This window comes from Microcoleus sp. w1-18aA5 (assembly GCF_036701705.1).
In the GTDB taxonomy this organism is placed as follows: domain Bacteria; phylum Cyanobacteriota; class Cyanobacteriia; order Cyanobacteriales; family Microcoleaceae; genus Microcoleus.
Window position 1 is genome coordinate 37,891 of sequence record NZ_JAUPTE010000006.1, and the last position, 14,583, is coordinate 52,473.

General features: G+C 46.2%; 13 protein-coding genes. 4 read left to right on the top strand and 9 right to left on the bottom strand.

Annotation, left to right across the window (positions count from 1 at the left end):
- Position 1: 1 nt before the first annotated feature.
- Entirely contained in the window at positions 2–169 is a 168-nt protein-coding gene (locus Q5691_RS03675; RefSeq protein WP_333209853.1) for an ATP-binding protein, read from the bottom strand.
- 1,638 nt (positions 170–1,807) lie between these two features.
- Between Q5691_RS03675 and sds the strand changes: the two genes are divergently transcribed.
- Complete coding sequence (sds, locus tag Q5691_RS03680) at positions 1,808–2,779, top strand: solanesyl diphosphate synthase (protein ID WP_333209851.1); 972 nt, start codon at positions 1,808–1,810, stop codon at positions 2,777–2,779.
- A 97-nt stretch (positions 2,780–2,876) separates the two neighbouring features.
- Here sds and Q5691_RS03685 read toward each other — a convergent pair whose 3' ends face one another.
- Entirely contained in the window at positions 2,877–3,341 is a 465-nt protein-coding gene (locus tag Q5691_RS03685; protein ID WP_333309721.1) for a hypothetical protein, read from the bottom strand.
- Positions 3,342–4,304: 963 nt separating this feature from the next.
- On the opposite strand from Q5691_RS03685, the gene Q5691_RS03690 reads away from it, so the two are divergent.
- From Q5691_RS03690 to Q5691_RS03700, 3 genes are all read left to right on the top strand, one after another.
- Entirely contained in the window at positions 4,305–4,655 is a 351-nt protein-coding gene (locus Q5691_RS03690; protein ID WP_006635783.1) for a hypothetical protein, read from the top strand.
- 107 nt (positions 4,656–4,762) lie between these two features.
- Positions 4,763–6,283, top strand: a complete 1,521-nt coding sequence (ycf46, locus tag Q5691_RS03695) for a stress-responsive protein Ycf46 (protein ID WP_333209848.1) — start codon at positions 4,763–4,765, stop codon at positions 6,281–6,283.
- A gap of 130 nt (positions 6,284–6,413) precedes the next feature.
- A complete protein-coding gene (locus tag Q5691_RS03700) occupies positions 6,414–6,767 on the top strand; it encodes a DUF1257 domain-containing protein (protein WP_006635781.1) in 354 nt (117 codons plus the stop codon).
- A gap of 169 nt (positions 6,768–6,936) precedes the next feature.
- On the opposite strand, the gene Q5691_RS03705 is transcribed toward Q5691_RS03700, so the two are convergent.
- From Q5691_RS03705 to Q5691_RS03735, 7 genes are all read right to left on the bottom strand, one after another.
- Entirely contained in the window at positions 6,937–8,187 is a 1,251-nt protein-coding gene (locus tag Q5691_RS03705) for a glycosyltransferase family 4 protein (protein ID WP_333343926.1), read from the bottom strand.
- A 60-nt stretch (positions 8,188–8,247) separates the two neighbouring features.
- On the bottom strand, positions 8,248–9,492 hold the full coding sequence (epsE, locus tag Q5691_RS03710) for an exopolysaccharide biosynthesis GT4 family glycosyltransferase EpsE (RefSeq protein ID WP_333343927.1): 1,245 nt from the start codon (positions 9,490–9,492) through the stop codon (positions 8,248–8,250).
- 48 nt (positions 9,493–9,540) lie between these two features.
- On the bottom strand, positions 9,541–10,836 hold the full coding sequence (locus Q5691_RS03715; protein WP_333209842.1) for a glycosyltransferase family 4 protein: 1,296 nt from the start codon (positions 10,834–10,836) through the stop codon (positions 9,541–9,543).
- Positions 10,837–10,882: 46 nt separating this feature from the next.
- Complete coding sequence (locus tag Q5691_RS03720; RefSeq protein ID WP_333343928.1) at positions 10,883–11,896, bottom strand: glycosyltransferase; 1,014 nt, start codon at positions 11,894–11,896, stop codon at positions 10,883–10,885.
- 92 nt (positions 11,897–11,988) lie between these two features.
- Entirely contained in the window at positions 11,989–12,510 is a 522-nt protein-coding gene (locus tag Q5691_RS03725) for a serine acetyltransferase (protein WP_333209840.1), read from the bottom strand.
- Between the two features lie 137 nt (positions 12,511–12,647).
- Positions 12,648–13,229, bottom strand: a complete 582-nt coding sequence (locus tag Q5691_RS03730) for a serine acetyltransferase (protein WP_333229247.1) — start codon at positions 13,227–13,229, stop codon at positions 12,648–12,650.
- 195 nt (positions 13,230–13,424) lie between these two features.
- Complete coding sequence (locus Q5691_RS03735; RefSeq protein WP_333209836.1) at positions 13,425–14,435, bottom strand: glycosyltransferase family 2 protein; 1,011 nt, start codon at positions 14,433–14,435, stop codon at positions 13,425–13,427.
- Between the last annotated feature and the right edge of the window lie 148 nt (positions 14,436–14,583).

Genomic DNA, 14,583 nt, shown 5'->3' on the forward strand with positions numbered 1-14,583 from the left:
GCTAAACGGCGATCGGAATTGACACAATACACGTCCTTTGACCGATAACTGATGTTACTTCTATTTTACCCGAATACTTTTCCACACTTTTTTTAATAATCTCCAGTCCCAACCCGCTGCCTTCGTCGGCGGGTTTTGTGGTAAAGAAGGGAGCAAATATTCGTGGCAAAATTCCCGGCTAATTCAGTTGCCACTGACGATCAGGCTCGGATTTTCGGCTCTCACCTCTACTTTTAAAACTCGGCAATTCTCTATAGCTTGTAAAGCATTGTGCATCAGATTTATCGAAACTTGTTTTAGTTGGTCTGGCTCAGACAACAATTTCGGCAGTGGCGCTTGAGAATTTATGACAACTCCTACTCTCTCTTTTACTTATTTTAATCAAAATTTAATAGAGTTTTAATGGATCAGTAATATTGGCTATTACTTTTCTCCCACACAGTTATATCGAGATTATTTAAAACTAACAATTAAATTTGTGGCTATCTGTAGCCAATTCTCTTTCTCTTCTTGGGAAGCTGTGAATAAATGGCAGAGACTATCTGCCTGACTCAGCAAGTTAAGCACCCTTTAATGAAATATTTGATTGTAGTGCAAGTTTATGGATTCATTCAGTTGAGCAAGCAGGTTGCTAGAGTCAGCAATTTCGCGTTTTATTTCTCTAACTTATGGAGCTACAAAATAGGAATATTGAGATTTTGGGTACAATAACCGACCACTTCAAACTCAGCGTTTTTGAGAACACTTTAATAGCTTTCTCGGAATATTGGCTGGGTTTCCCTGACATGATATTTGCTGTGAGCGATACAAGCTGGTACTCAATCTAATATCTTGCCTCTGAGGCTTTTGGCATTGAACATCGATAACTGTAGCAACCTGTTGCAGTAACTAGCAGCCAAAAAAATCACCGTACCCGCAATTGTAAATAATAACCCTGCCTTTGCGCGCAAGCATTCAAGGCAGGGTTATTATTGAGTATTCCGAATTCTCAAGGGTGAAGCGAGGACGCTGCTGCCGACTTCGGCTGCCCAGCAGTGCACTACTCGCCCAATCGAGTTATTTTAGCGCTGCGTTCGGCCAACATCAGCACTACATAAATAGTCATTACATAGCCGGCGGCCAGAATGGGAATAATTAGAGGAATATCGCGATAAATCATAATTAGAACCAAAAGTCAAGGACGAGGAGGAGCAGGACAAGTTCAAGACCTACTACATTAAGTCAGCACGCAAGACCATGCCTTGGTTCTGAAGGCTGTTTTTCCATATCAAGCCTGCGGGAACATTTAGGCGTTCCCGGTCATCAATAATGATTTACTGCTTTACAGATGCTTAAACAGCCTAAAACTATCCACTTTAGCTGCTTTGAGCTACCGTGTACATAAGATGCGCTACTCTTAACTTCTGATAACTTTTAGCCGCGAGGAACTAAAAATCTGTCCCAGAAATTTTGGCTGCGATCGACTAACAAGGCTGGCTCTACGAAACTTTTACAGGCACCTAAAAGCTACCTGCCAGTCTGGCTGTACTTAATGTATAGAATTGTTTAAATCCTTAATACCCATAATAACACAGGGTTTTTGGGATTTAGAGATTTTTTGGCAGTGTCCTTAACAATTCGATACAATAGGGGCAACCCCTCTGAGAGTCGGCAACTCGCCGATGGCAGTCGGGTGACTCCCATCGGGCGGCAGATGACAAATAACTGCCGATCGCCTAGATTTTTCTTTTCTATTGCAGAGAATTACCTTAAAATAAAGATATGATATGTAAAATTTTGTTACTTTACGGCTTGAGTCGGCGTATCCATGATCTCTAGCACTCTCCTATTTTCCTCGGTTGAAGAAGACCTGCGACTGTTGACAGAAAACTTAAAACAGTTAGTGGGTGCCCGTCATCCCATCTTGTACGCGGCTGCAGAATACTTATTCGGCACAAAGGGAAAACGAGTGAGACCCGCGATCGTTCTGTTGATGGCCAAGGCGACTATGCCCGATCGGGAAATCACGGAAAAACACCGTCGCCTCGCTGAAATTACGGAAATGATCCACACAGCTAGTCTAGTCCACGACGACGTGGTGGACGAGTCGGATCTGCGGCGGGGAGTGCCGACGGTTCACAGTCGGTTTAACAACCGAGTGGCAGTATTGGCGGGAGACTTTCTGTTTGCTCAATCTTCCTGGCATTTGGCCAATCTCGACAACCTGCCAGTAGTCAAACTGCTTTCAGAAGTGATTATGGATTTAGCTGAGGGGGAAATTCAACAGGGACTCAATGGATTTGACACCAGCTTGTCGATCGAAGCGTACCTCGAAAAAAGTTATTACAAAACAGCGTCTTTAATTGCCAACAGTTCCAAAGCAGCGGGCTGTTTGAGCGAGGTGTCAGCGGAAATAGCAGACGATTTGTACAACTACGGTCGGAACATTGGTTTGGCATTCCAAATAGTAGATGATATATTAGATTTCACCGCTTCAACGGAAACTTTGGGGAAACCAGCAGGCTCGGATCTCAGAAGCGGTAATCTGACAGCACCCGCACTATTTGCCCTAGAAGAAAAACCTTACTTGGAAGTTCTCATAGAACGCGAATTTGCCCAAGAAGGAGATCTAGACCAGGCCCTGGCACTGGTAGAAGATTCTAGAGGCATAGAGAGATCCCGAGAACTAGCCACAAACCACGCACAGAAAGCCGTCGAATACTTAGCTGCGCTGCCCCATTCAGAGTCCCGTCAAGCTTTGATTGATTTAGCTGAATACGTTTTGAGCAGACTTTATTAGAGGTTAAAAAGTTACACTTTATTGGTAATGGGGAATTGGTAATGGGGAATGCCCAATGCCTAATGCCCTGTTACCAATTAATAGAAAATTGAATTGTTTAGGCAATATCTGGCGGTGGAGCCGATCGATACTGTTGCAAGTAAACGTTAATTAAACTCTGTACTTGCTCGCGAGGGATTTCCGTCCCGACTTCCTGATTTCCGGGACTTTCAAAAAAAACAATGCTGTCAAGACCTTCCAGAGCTATCATCTGAAATAAAATGTGAGTAACAGGCAAAAGCACCGGTCTGAGACGATCGCCCCCAGCAGCCGCAGCCTGCGACGCATCTTTAATACTTGTCCAAGCATAAATCACCTTCTTCTCCCGTCCCGGTTGCTTGAGGTTGCTCAAAACCACGATAGCCCAACTTTGGTCTACCGCTTGCAGGATCGAGTATTCGAGGTGCTGTAGCTGTTGGGCAATTAACACCAGGGCCGGGGCGATCGCCTTTAAGATTTCTGGCGTTGAACCGTCGGGCGGAGCTTTTTCGATCAATGCTTGAATCTGTTGGTCTAAATCCATCAGTCAGTTCTTTGATATCTAAAATTAAAAATTTCAGGTTAGCAGGTCCGCATCCAAGTATATATTACCCAGCACTGCCCTATTAAAGATAAGCTGACACCCCTCTAAATTTAAGATTTTGCAGCCTAGAGTCCTTGTAGCGAGCATTTGGGCCAAAAAATTAAGTGCGTAAAAGCTTACACAATGTCATCCAAAAAGTCTAACCATAGGGTGCTGAGCGCTAGCGCTGTCAAGGTGTGTTAAATCGGAGCCCGATAAAAAGCCGAAAACGGCTATTTCACGTTCGGATTTTTCACACTTAAAGCCATAAAAACTGTTTGGGGGAGTTTGGTTTCAAAATCAAAGCGCCCAAAGTTAGTAACTTCGTTGTGTATTCAGTCCACCGGTGCTTACCGCGCACTCATGAGCGGGCTGGGTGCTGATGGCGCACCTTACCCCAGATGGCGACTCAAAGAATTTGTTGGCCCCACTCCTATATATAGCGGTGCTCAAGCGTTGTGAGGTATGGGGGCGAGTCCTATGCCTATGCCCACGGAGGCCACGGAGGCCACGGAGGCCTATGAGCACCTCATGTTACTGAGAAAGGCTATATCTATTGTTGATATTTATAGTTGGTCGATCGTCCTTGACCAGGAATTTCAAAGGTGGTACCCGCCACGTGATTTATCCGTGGAATCAATCCCAAATCGAAAATCAAAAATTCTCAAGCCCCCGCATTTATCCGTGGGGTCGCCTCTAAAATCTAAAATCTAAAATCTAAAATCGATTGACGCTACCCATACCTGCCGCTGCACCTCGGACTCATCAGTTACACCCCTAACTTTTTCGTTGTTAACTGCCCCAGAGTCACATCCAATGTAACGAAATATTACAAGATGACGCTAAAGCAGCATAGAGGCTTGACAGCAAAGAATTAAGTGGCTAATCTGATATACATACCCGGGTAAGTCAATTCACTGTCATATGCAAGAAAAGCAAAAAGTTACATTGTATCTTCCACCAGAACTGCATCGCCAGCTCAAAATCCGAGCCGCAGTCGAAACTGAACCGATGTCATCAATTGCAGAAAGGGCAATTGTCTTCTACCTAGGAAATCCCGAACTGGTTGACGAAGTAGAAGCCTCCTACGGACAAACCCATCGGGTATACAACTGTCCAGAATGCACGGGTTCAGTAGTAATGCGAGATGGAGAACTGGCATCCGTAACAAGTCAGCCGAGCGTATTGGCTGAACAGGATCTTCCAGTAAAGCAGGTGTCGGGCGTCAGTGCCAGCACGGCCAAACCGGGAGAGGAAGAATTGGTTCCCTGCTAAGAATGCCTTGCTTCCCCAAAAAGCTAAAACTGAAATTTTCAGTAAGAGGGCTAAGGGCAGCATTGAGATTCAGCAAAGATAGCACCGTCTCTAGTGGGTCGAGGACTATGCAAGAAGAGATCAGTATTCTAATCCAAGCTCAATATCCTCTGATCTACCTCGTGACATCCGAGGAAGAGCGGTGTGAGCAAGCAATTTCGACAATAGCTCAAGCCAAACCACAGCGACGAGTATTTATCTGGACTGTAACTCACGGCATTGTGGAGTATGGTCAACCCCGCACCACCACCCAACACAACACCGTCTCGCCAGAGGCAGCAATTGAATGGGTGATCAGGCAGCGAGAACCCAACAGTAACGCTAGCATCTACATTTTCAAAGATCTGCATCCTTTCATAGATTCTCCTCCGGTAACGAGGTGGTTGCGCGATGCGATCGCCAACTTCAAAGGAACGCAAAAGACAATTATACTGATGTCTCCTTTGCAGCAAATTCCAATCGAGCTAGAAAAGGAAGTAGTGGTATTAGACTTCGCGTTGCCAGACATGAAGGAACTAAACCAAGTATTGTCTGGTCAGTTGGAGCAAACGCAATCGCGACGCATTACCACAGAAGCGCGAGAAAAACTTTTAAAAGCAGCCTTGGGATTGACCAAGGACGAAGCTGAAAAAGTTTATCGCAAAGCCCAAGTTTCGACTGGGCGCCTCACAGAAGAAGAAGTAGACATAGTTCTTTCGGAGAAAAAGCAATTAATTCGGCGCAACGGCATTCTAGAGTTTATTGAAGAAGACGAAACCCTGGATGCAGTCGGCGGTTTAGAAGAGCTGAAGCGGTGGCTGAGACAGCGTTCCAACGCCTTTACAGAAAGGGCGAGAGAATACGGCCTGCCCCAACCAAAAGGGATGTTAATTCTCGGCGTACCGGGATGCGGAAAATCACTGATTGCCAAGACCACCTCCCGCCTCTGGGGACTGCCCCTGCTGAGGCTAGATATGGGTAGAGTCTACGACGGCTCGATGGTGGGCCGATCGGAAGCCAACCTCCGCAATGCCCTCAAAACCGCAGAATCCATCTCTCCAGCCCTCCTCTTCATCGACGAACTAGACAAAGCCTTTGCAGGAGGCACTGGTTCGGCCGACTCAGACGGAGGCACCTCCAGCCGGATTTTCGGTTCATTCCTCACTTGGATGCAAGAAAAGACTTCCCCAGTCTTCGTAATGGCAACAGCCAACCGAATCGAGCGGTTGCCGGGAGAATTCTTGAGGAAAGGCCGATTTGACGAACTCTTCTTTGTTGATCTGCCTACTAAAGAAGAACGCCAAGATATATTTAAGATTCACCTGTCAAAGCGCCGTCGGGAAATTACTCGCTTCGATTTAGAGCAACTTTCCAATGTTTCCGAGGGCTTTTCAGGTGCAGAGATTGAGCAAGCGCTAGTAGCCGCAATGTACGAAGCCTTCGCTCAAGATCGAGAGTTTACGCAGCTAGACATCATCGCGGCCATTAAATCTACAATGCCACTGTCTAAAACAATGACCGAACAGGTCACCGCCCTTCGAGATTGGGCTAGACAGCGTGCACGGCCCGCTGCGTCTTCCGTCGCTGAATACCAGCGAATGGAATTCTAAAAGCTTTCTCCTGGTCCAAACAGGAGCAAAGGCTAGCAACAGCTAGCAGTTCGATTCAAGAGCCGCCCAGCGGCACCGTTAAATCCAGACCGTTGTTGTTTCTCTCTCAGTTTTATTAGGAGGAAATCCAATGTCTCACTTTAGCACTCTGCGTACCAAAATCACCGATGCCGAAATCCTGAAAGCTTCCCTGCGCGACTTGGGCATTTCTGTCAAGTCAGAAGCTGATGTTCGTGGCTATAACGGTCAGCGCGTTCGCTCCGACATCGTGGCGATTCTCGAAGGCGAATATGACCTGGGTTGGTCTCGCAATAGCGATGGTTCTTTTGACCTGATTGCCGACCTCTGGGGCGTCGCCAAAAAGCACAATCAAACTGAGTTAATCAACTCCATCAACCAGAAGTACGCAGTCAACAAGACCTTGGCAGCAGTCAAGCAGCGCGGTTTGCAAAATGCCAACGTTAAGCTGGTAGTGCAAAACTAATTGAACTGCATGTTTCCAAGCTCGCGGGTTAACCCAAAAAACGGGTTAACCCGTTTTTAGCTAGTTAGGGTGTAGAGCGCGGCTTTGGGCCACCACATACTTTTTTAGCACCCCCAAGCAGCAGCTTTCAACCTGAAAGCTGCTGCTTTATGCTTTAATGGTCGGCTACCTAATGCTTCGGGCAATCGTCGATCGTTTGTTGATAAATATCAAGTATTCGATCGACTTTGCGTTCCCAATCAAAATGCTGCTGGACTCGTTCCCGTCCCGCAGAACCCATACTCTGTCGCAATTCTGGTGAATGAGCCAGCTTGAGCATCGCATCTGTCAGTCCCTGGACAAATCCTTCTTTAGAAGTCGGTTCTACTAAAATACCGCAAGTGGAATTCAGATAATCTGCAGGGCCACCCCAGTTCGTTGCTATGACAGGCAAGCCCACTGCCATTGCCTCCATCACCACTGCCCCCCCGCATTCCCGCAAACTGGGAAAAACCATTGCATCAGCTTGTTGCATTTTGAGAGCGCAGTCTTCCTGAGACAGCCAGCGACTAAATACAACGTTGCTGTCGATGCCTAAACGAGCTGTTTGAGCTTCGAGTTCCCCTCGGAGGTGCCCATCACCGATGATTTCCAAGACTGCATCAGTTTGAGCGACGACGGGTGCGAAGGCTTCCAGCAGCAAATCTACAGCTTTCCAGCCGATCAGCCTGCCTAAAAATATAAAATGAACCTGCCCGGTCGCTGCTCTTGATAAGCTAGAGTCCAATCGCCACACCGAGAAATCCACGCCGTTTTCCACAAGTTCAATAACTTTACCCTGCACTCCAGATGCCAGTGCCTGCTTCGTCCGATCGTTTGCCACTAACAGCGTCTCGGCTTTGATTTTACCGGGAAAAAGACGATTGAAGAAATCGACGCACTGGTAACCGATCTCGATTAAAATATCAATGATAGGACTTTGGCGCGATCGAAAAGCCAGAGGAAATTTAACCGACGTGTTCATCGGCCCGATAACTACCGGAACTCCCAACCCGAACATCAACGAAGGAACTGTTGCCGAGACTGGTGTCGGTTCGTGTACAATATCAATCTGGTGTTTGCTCACCAGCCACCGGACAATACGACGCTGTAGCACTTGGGTGTACAGGTGAGATAGCAGCCCAAAAGTAAACTCATTAACTCTTTCAGGGATAAATCGCCCGAAATTGTGAAGCAGTCGGTGCAGCCAAGTGTCCGGTACAAAGTGCATTCGATCGCAGTCTTCTGGAAACAGCTCTGTGAGTTCTGCCTGGGTGCGGGCGTGCGCCACTAACCATGTCTCTATTTGGCGCGATCGAAGTATCCGGAAATAGTTGACCGGCAGCAATGACTCGCCACCGAATTTAGTTGAAGCGTTCTGAGCAACAATTAAAATTCGCATAACTTGTTTGGACTCAACTGGATTTATGTAATCTGAGATTAAATTTGTTCTTTGGCATAACTAAGACGGGTTAGTTTTTCCAAGTTTTTCCAAACACTGAGCTAAAGTTTCTGCACTGCGGCCGTGGCTAAATTTCGCCATGATTTTTTTCCGGGATTCCTGACTGAGGCTCAAAGCAAGTTCGGGATTTTGCAGTATATTGACGATCGCATCGGCCATTTCTTCGGGTTTTTCTGATTGGACTAATACAGCATCCACGCCGTCATCTACTAGCTCAGAAGTTCCGCCTACATTAGTAACAACCGACGGCACTTCCATCGCCATTGCTTCCATCACAGCAACCGGAACTCCTTCATTCAAACTTGCCAAAGCGAAAATGTGAGCTGCTTCTAGACCTTGGCGAATTCGCTGTTCCGAAACAGCCCCAAGTAGCTCCACGAATTCGGACATCGATTTATCTTCAATGATTTTTTGTAGCTCTTGGTGATATCCGCTGCCCCCTTGTTCATCCTCGCCTGCAATTTGCAGCCTCACGTCAAATCCCCGATTTCGCAGCAATTCTACAGTCTCAATCAAGTATTTATGACCTTTCACCGGGTTGAGGCGGCCGCAAGCAAAAATCTTGCACGGACTTCCTTCTTGCCAAGGCTTGTAAGGGCTGCTGCGTTTAATTTCTGCAATATTAACTCCCATGGGAGCAACAGCTAATTGTTTGGGAAGAAAGTTCGCTAATTTATTTTTGACATCATTGAGAAGCAGTTGAGATATGACGATCGCAAAAGCAGCATTTTTCCACTTTTGTTCCTGATTTGACCCGTACACTTCTAGAGTAGGCCCGTGAAGAGTGATACTGTAAGTACAGCCTGTAAGAATTGAGTTAAATAAGGCTATATTGGCGGAATTGGCACAGGAATGAACGTGGATGTGAGACCAACCTTTTGTTTTTGTTAACGCGGCTAGTTTCCCAGCAACCAAAATCAGTGCTAAGAGTTTAACTTTTTCAAATAACGATGTATCTCTCGCTTTGGCAATAACTGCTAAGCACTGCCACCATGCAGCGGGGCCTGCTTTGAGAACCTCTAGGAATGAGTTAATAAAATCTTTCGCAGCAAAGGGAAATAGATAAATAGTATTTTTTTGAGCTTCTTCTGCCCATACGTGAGAAGCGATCGCTCTGGGTGGCGGTTGAGTTGATACTAAATCTGTTTCAATTCCAAGTTCTGCAAGAAATTGTCGCTCCCGCCACAAAAAGATGTGTGTTTGTCCCGGAAATTGGGGAATAAAGTATCCGATTTTTGCCTTCATTTCTCACCTACTTTCTAATTTTTACTTCAAGAATATTTATCTACTCTACTATGCCGATGCACGAACACCTTTCTCACCGAGCATTTTTTCGTAAATCTCGACGATTTTTATGCCCTTGTTCTCCCAAGCAAATTCTCTGGCTTTTTCGATCGCCTTAGCTGACATACTTTCCCGCAGCCGATCATCTTCGACTAACAGCTTAATTTTACTTGTCAACTCCTGTGTTAGATACTCTCTAGAAATCGGCTCGATCTTAAAACCAGTTTCTTCATTCACGTATTCACCAATACCGCCGTTATTGGCAACTATGCAGGGGAGTCCGCAAGCCATAGCTTCCATTACCACTGCGCCCCCGAACTCTCGGATTGAAGGGAAGCAAAAAATATCTGCTTTCCTGTAATAATCCAGAGTTTCTTGTTGATTTACCCATCCGGCAAAACTAACTATTTCCCCTAGATCAAGCTCCTTTACTCGGTTTTCCAAGTTATTTTTTTCTGCCCCGTCTCCTACTATAGTTAAGCGGATTTTACTTTTAATTTCCTGCTCTAATTTCCCAATAGACTCAATAACAATATCGGCACATTTGTAAGGCACTAATCGACCCACAAAAAGCAGATTGATATGGTTAACATCTTTAATTGGGATACTTGTCTGGTTTAAGAAATCCTCCGAAATGCCATTTTCGTAAAACAAATCAATTTTTTGGTCCGGTATTGCAAACAAATCTTTTAGCATATTTAAAGTATATGTTGAACCTGCTAAAATTTTGTCGGCTTTTTTGTAAGTTTCTACATAACCTGGAATTAATGCTCGACCAACTGCTCTCAAAAAGTTGAATTGAGCAAATTCTTGTTTCGCCGTTTCTTGAAAACCTGGTGGAAAGGGAATGCCCCCATTCACAGGGCCTAGAATAAAAGGAGTCTGCTGGCAAACACTGACTACCTTAAACGGATACCGCGGCATCATCGGGGTAATTGCATGAACTATGTCATAATCTCCGTTAAGGATTTTTCCTTTAAATTTTTCATATACTTGCTGATTAAATTCTTCATAAATTGGGTAGCTCAAGGTATTATAAAGAGGCCAATTGACTCGCCCGTTTGCGGTGAGTTTTTCGACTATTTTATAATATTGTTTGGTTAACTTTCCTTCTTCAAGGTAGACAACTTTTTCGTATTCTGGGTGTTTTTCGAGAGCTGGTTTATTTCTAATATGGGTGACGAGGGTTACATCAGCTAAATTATTGATTTCTTGAAAAAAATTGTACCCCACCAAAGGTACTGATGCCCAGTCAGGATTGCACTGCTCTACAATTAGTAAAACTTTTAATTGTTGATCGCTCATTTGTTTGCTACTCAGGGGTGGACTTTCTGGGACGTTAGCTGTAATTCTAGCTGGCTGAATGAATAGAGTTGGTTGTTTTGTATTCGATCAACTTGCTCTGCTGCCCCAGCAATCGGCGCTGGTGAAACTGGATTTGACCTTGTAGCTGGGGAAATTTGGCTAATACGCAAGACAAAGCGTAGATGGCTGAGTCTTTAGTGGTGAGAGCCCGATGCTTTAGATAATAGTTATAGGTGCGATAGGTTGCTAAGGGGTAGCCACTCAATAGTAACAAGCTCCAGCCTTTTGTCGGCCATATCATTGCCAAGGCTAGGGCTGGCAAAACTAAGCCCCAAAACCAGGTGCTCCGGGTTTCTTTGACCCAATGGCGCTCTGGTTCGCTTCCGTGCATCCAGGAACCCTCGGCGTAGGCGTAACCAGCTCTTTGGGCGCGCTTCCACCACTGAACAAAACTGGTCATTTGCGCGTCGTGCAGGGTCATTTCTGCGTCTAAGCGGAGGATTTTCCAACCTTTTTGGCGAAGTCGCAAGCACAGTTCGGGTTCTTCGCCGGCTATTAGTGCGGGATTGAAACCTTCGACTTGCTGAAATGCCGTGGCGCGCATCATGGAGTCGCCACCGCAGGCTTTGGTTTCGCCAATGGGGGTATCCCACTCGATGTCGCACAATTGGTTGTAGATGCTTGCTTTGGGGTATCGTTCGCGCCTGCGCCCGCATACTGCTGCTACGTCTGGTTTGGCTGCGAGTTCGCTGTAGGCTCGATCGATCCATCCATCAACTACTTCGCAGTCACCGTCCACAAATTGGACAAATTCGATTTCTGGTGCTATTTCCAGCAAGCGGGCAAAGCCTTCGTTTCTGGCGCGGGCTGCGGTAAACGGTATAGATAAGTCTAGTTCTACTGTATCGGCTCCGAGCGATCGGGCTAACTCTAGGCTACCGTCTGTTGAGCCGGAATCGACGTAGACGACGCGGGCAACTTTGTCTGTGGCTGAGACTAGGCACTGGCGGAGGCGCTGCCCTTCATTTCGTCCGATCGCCACTAATCCAATTTGTTTCAAGTTTTACCTTTTGAATGCGACTACTGAGCAGTTCCTTTTATATTTTAATAAAAGTCCAGCTAATTTCATAATTTTTCTGCGACTTTTAGAAATTATTTGTCAGACTTCCTGGGTTTTTTTTCGATTATTTTTGCCGGTATTCCCACTGCGGTTGCACCGGGTGGCACGTCACAAATCACCACAGCATTGGCACCAATCAAAGCATGATCGCCGATCGTTACGGAGCGAATAATTTTAGCTCCGGCACCAATATCGACATGACCGCCGATTTTGACATCAGCAACAATTGTCACCTGCTGAAGAATCAGACAGTTAGGGCCAATGGAAGCACTGGGATGAATGACAACGCCATTAGGATGAGTCAGCAGCAGTCCTCCTTGTATTTGGCAGTTCAAAGGGATGTCTGTTGCAGTGACAACGCTCCAAAATCGATGCTGGATCACGTTCCAACGGCATAAAATATATCCTCCAATTCCACCCTGCTGCTGCCACTTTTGATAGTTGCGGATAGATTTGAGCAGTTGGCGACTGGGTTCCCACCACTTGCTAAGTTTTTCGCGGCTCCAGTCTGGTTCTGTAGCAGAAATGATTGACTTAGTGATTGACTCAACCATTGTTTGTACAATTTTTTGATGATGTAGACAATTGTGCCTATTTGTGTGGTTTATCTTAAGATTAATCTCTAACTAGACTAGGGAGATTTATTTAATCTCCGCAGAGTGATAGCAGAATCCATAAGAAAGAAAATGATTTAAGCATTGTTTTCAGCAGGCCGGGATTTGATAATTTTGGCAGGGATACCAACGGCAGTTTGGCCTGCGGGAATATCTGATAAAACTACAGCATTGGCACCGATATTTACGTCGTCTCCTAGGTTAACCTTGCCGAGGATTTTTGCACCAGCGCCGACGTTAACCCGATCGCCCAATTGAGGGGATTCTAGCGGTTTGTCCAAATAGCGGTTTCCCAACGTTACACCTTGGCGGAGAATACAGTCGTCGCCGATCGTACAATATCCGTGAATAATAATAGCGTTTTGATGTTCAATCACTACGCGACGACCGAGCTTCACAGTGTAAGGCAAGTCTATCCCGTAACTATTGCGGACTTTTCGGTAGAGTGCTCGATAAATAATGCTCAAAGGAGCTCGCAGTAATTTCGGTTCTACCTGCATTCTCCAGACGCCAAAACGCTGCACTGCTACGGCGCGAAATCCCGGTTTTGTCCAATCTCGACCATGAGCAATCCAGTCTTCTTTAATTTGCTGCCACAATCCCAGGCCGGGGCTTTCTACTTGATTTTCACTGGTGATTAAGTTTTGCTCAGTTACCATAAGCTCTAATTCACGCTATTTCTTGTTTACTCTATTGCTAGATGCCGACGATATTAATGGGTCTGTCAGGTTTCTGAGGAAGGAGCAATCCGGTTTTATCGATCGAGAATACTAATTTCTCGGCTGCATCCTAAAATATTTTGCTTGCCTAGGTTAACCTGGTTTAGTTAGCTTTTACCGATTTACCAACTCCCTTTAAAAGTTTTTGGATTTTTCAATCTTACCCCCCTTAAAAAATACACTATTTAATACAAAATCCCTCAGCAATTCTGGTGGATCGCCATCGGGTTTGCCTTGAAGTACGCGGCGAACCCTCCACGCTGCAAAACCGGAAGCCCAGGATATATCAGTTAATGCTGTGTAAACCAAGCCGTAGTTTTTGATAAAGTACCTACGTCGGGAATCAAACCAATAGGTGGGCAGCCGCTTGGCGGGCTTTTTGGTGTCAGTGACGCCTGAGCTTTGGCCGACTAAGTGGACAACACGACTTTCGGGTACGTACCAGCAACTCCAGCCAGCTTTGTTCGCTTGCAGACAAAAGTCCATTTCTTCGCAGTACATGAAATAAGCTTCATCCATCAAGCCAATCTTTTCAAATACTTCGCGACGCACGATCATGCTGGCTCCAGCTACCCAATCAGTTTGACAGGTTTTTTGAGAAATGGGAGGCGCTGCGGCCCAGTTGGCTAATAACTTGGATATAAAGCCTGTCCGCCAACCAAAATCGAGTTCGGTAAAGAGGTTGTGAAACCGAAAAGCTGACTCTTGGGGCGTGCCGTCGGGGTCTTCCAAGCGGCTGCCGGCGATGCCGGCTTCGGGGTGGGATTCCATGAAATCGACGAGGGCTTTTAAGGCACCGGGGCGAACTATGGTGTCTGGGTTGAGCAGCAGGAAGTAAGGAGGAGGATTGGTGGATTGGAGGGCGGGACGGATCACGGCGTTGTTGCCGAAGGCAAATCCGCCGTTGCGGTTTAGGGGAAGGAAGGATGCCCATTCATTCCAGCCTTCTGAGGCGATCGCACTACTAATTTCTTCGACGGAGCGATCGCCTGAAGCATTGTCGCCAACTACAACTCGCATACCGGGCAGCGATTGAACTTCGCTAACTAGAGAGCGCAAGCAGTCTATTGTCAAACTAGAGGTTCGGTAGTTAACAATGACAACCAGCAGTGGATAGGGGTGATTGGACTCGCTGGCCTTCGACATAAGTACCGTTGTTGGTTTAACAACTTTTTAGCTCAAGTTGTATCCATCTGGCAAGCTGGAGCGATCGCCCGGAGTGCAGGTATCGCCTAAGTAGATGAGTCGGAAAATACACAAGTAGTCAAAAGCGAGGGTCACTCCGTGAAACGAA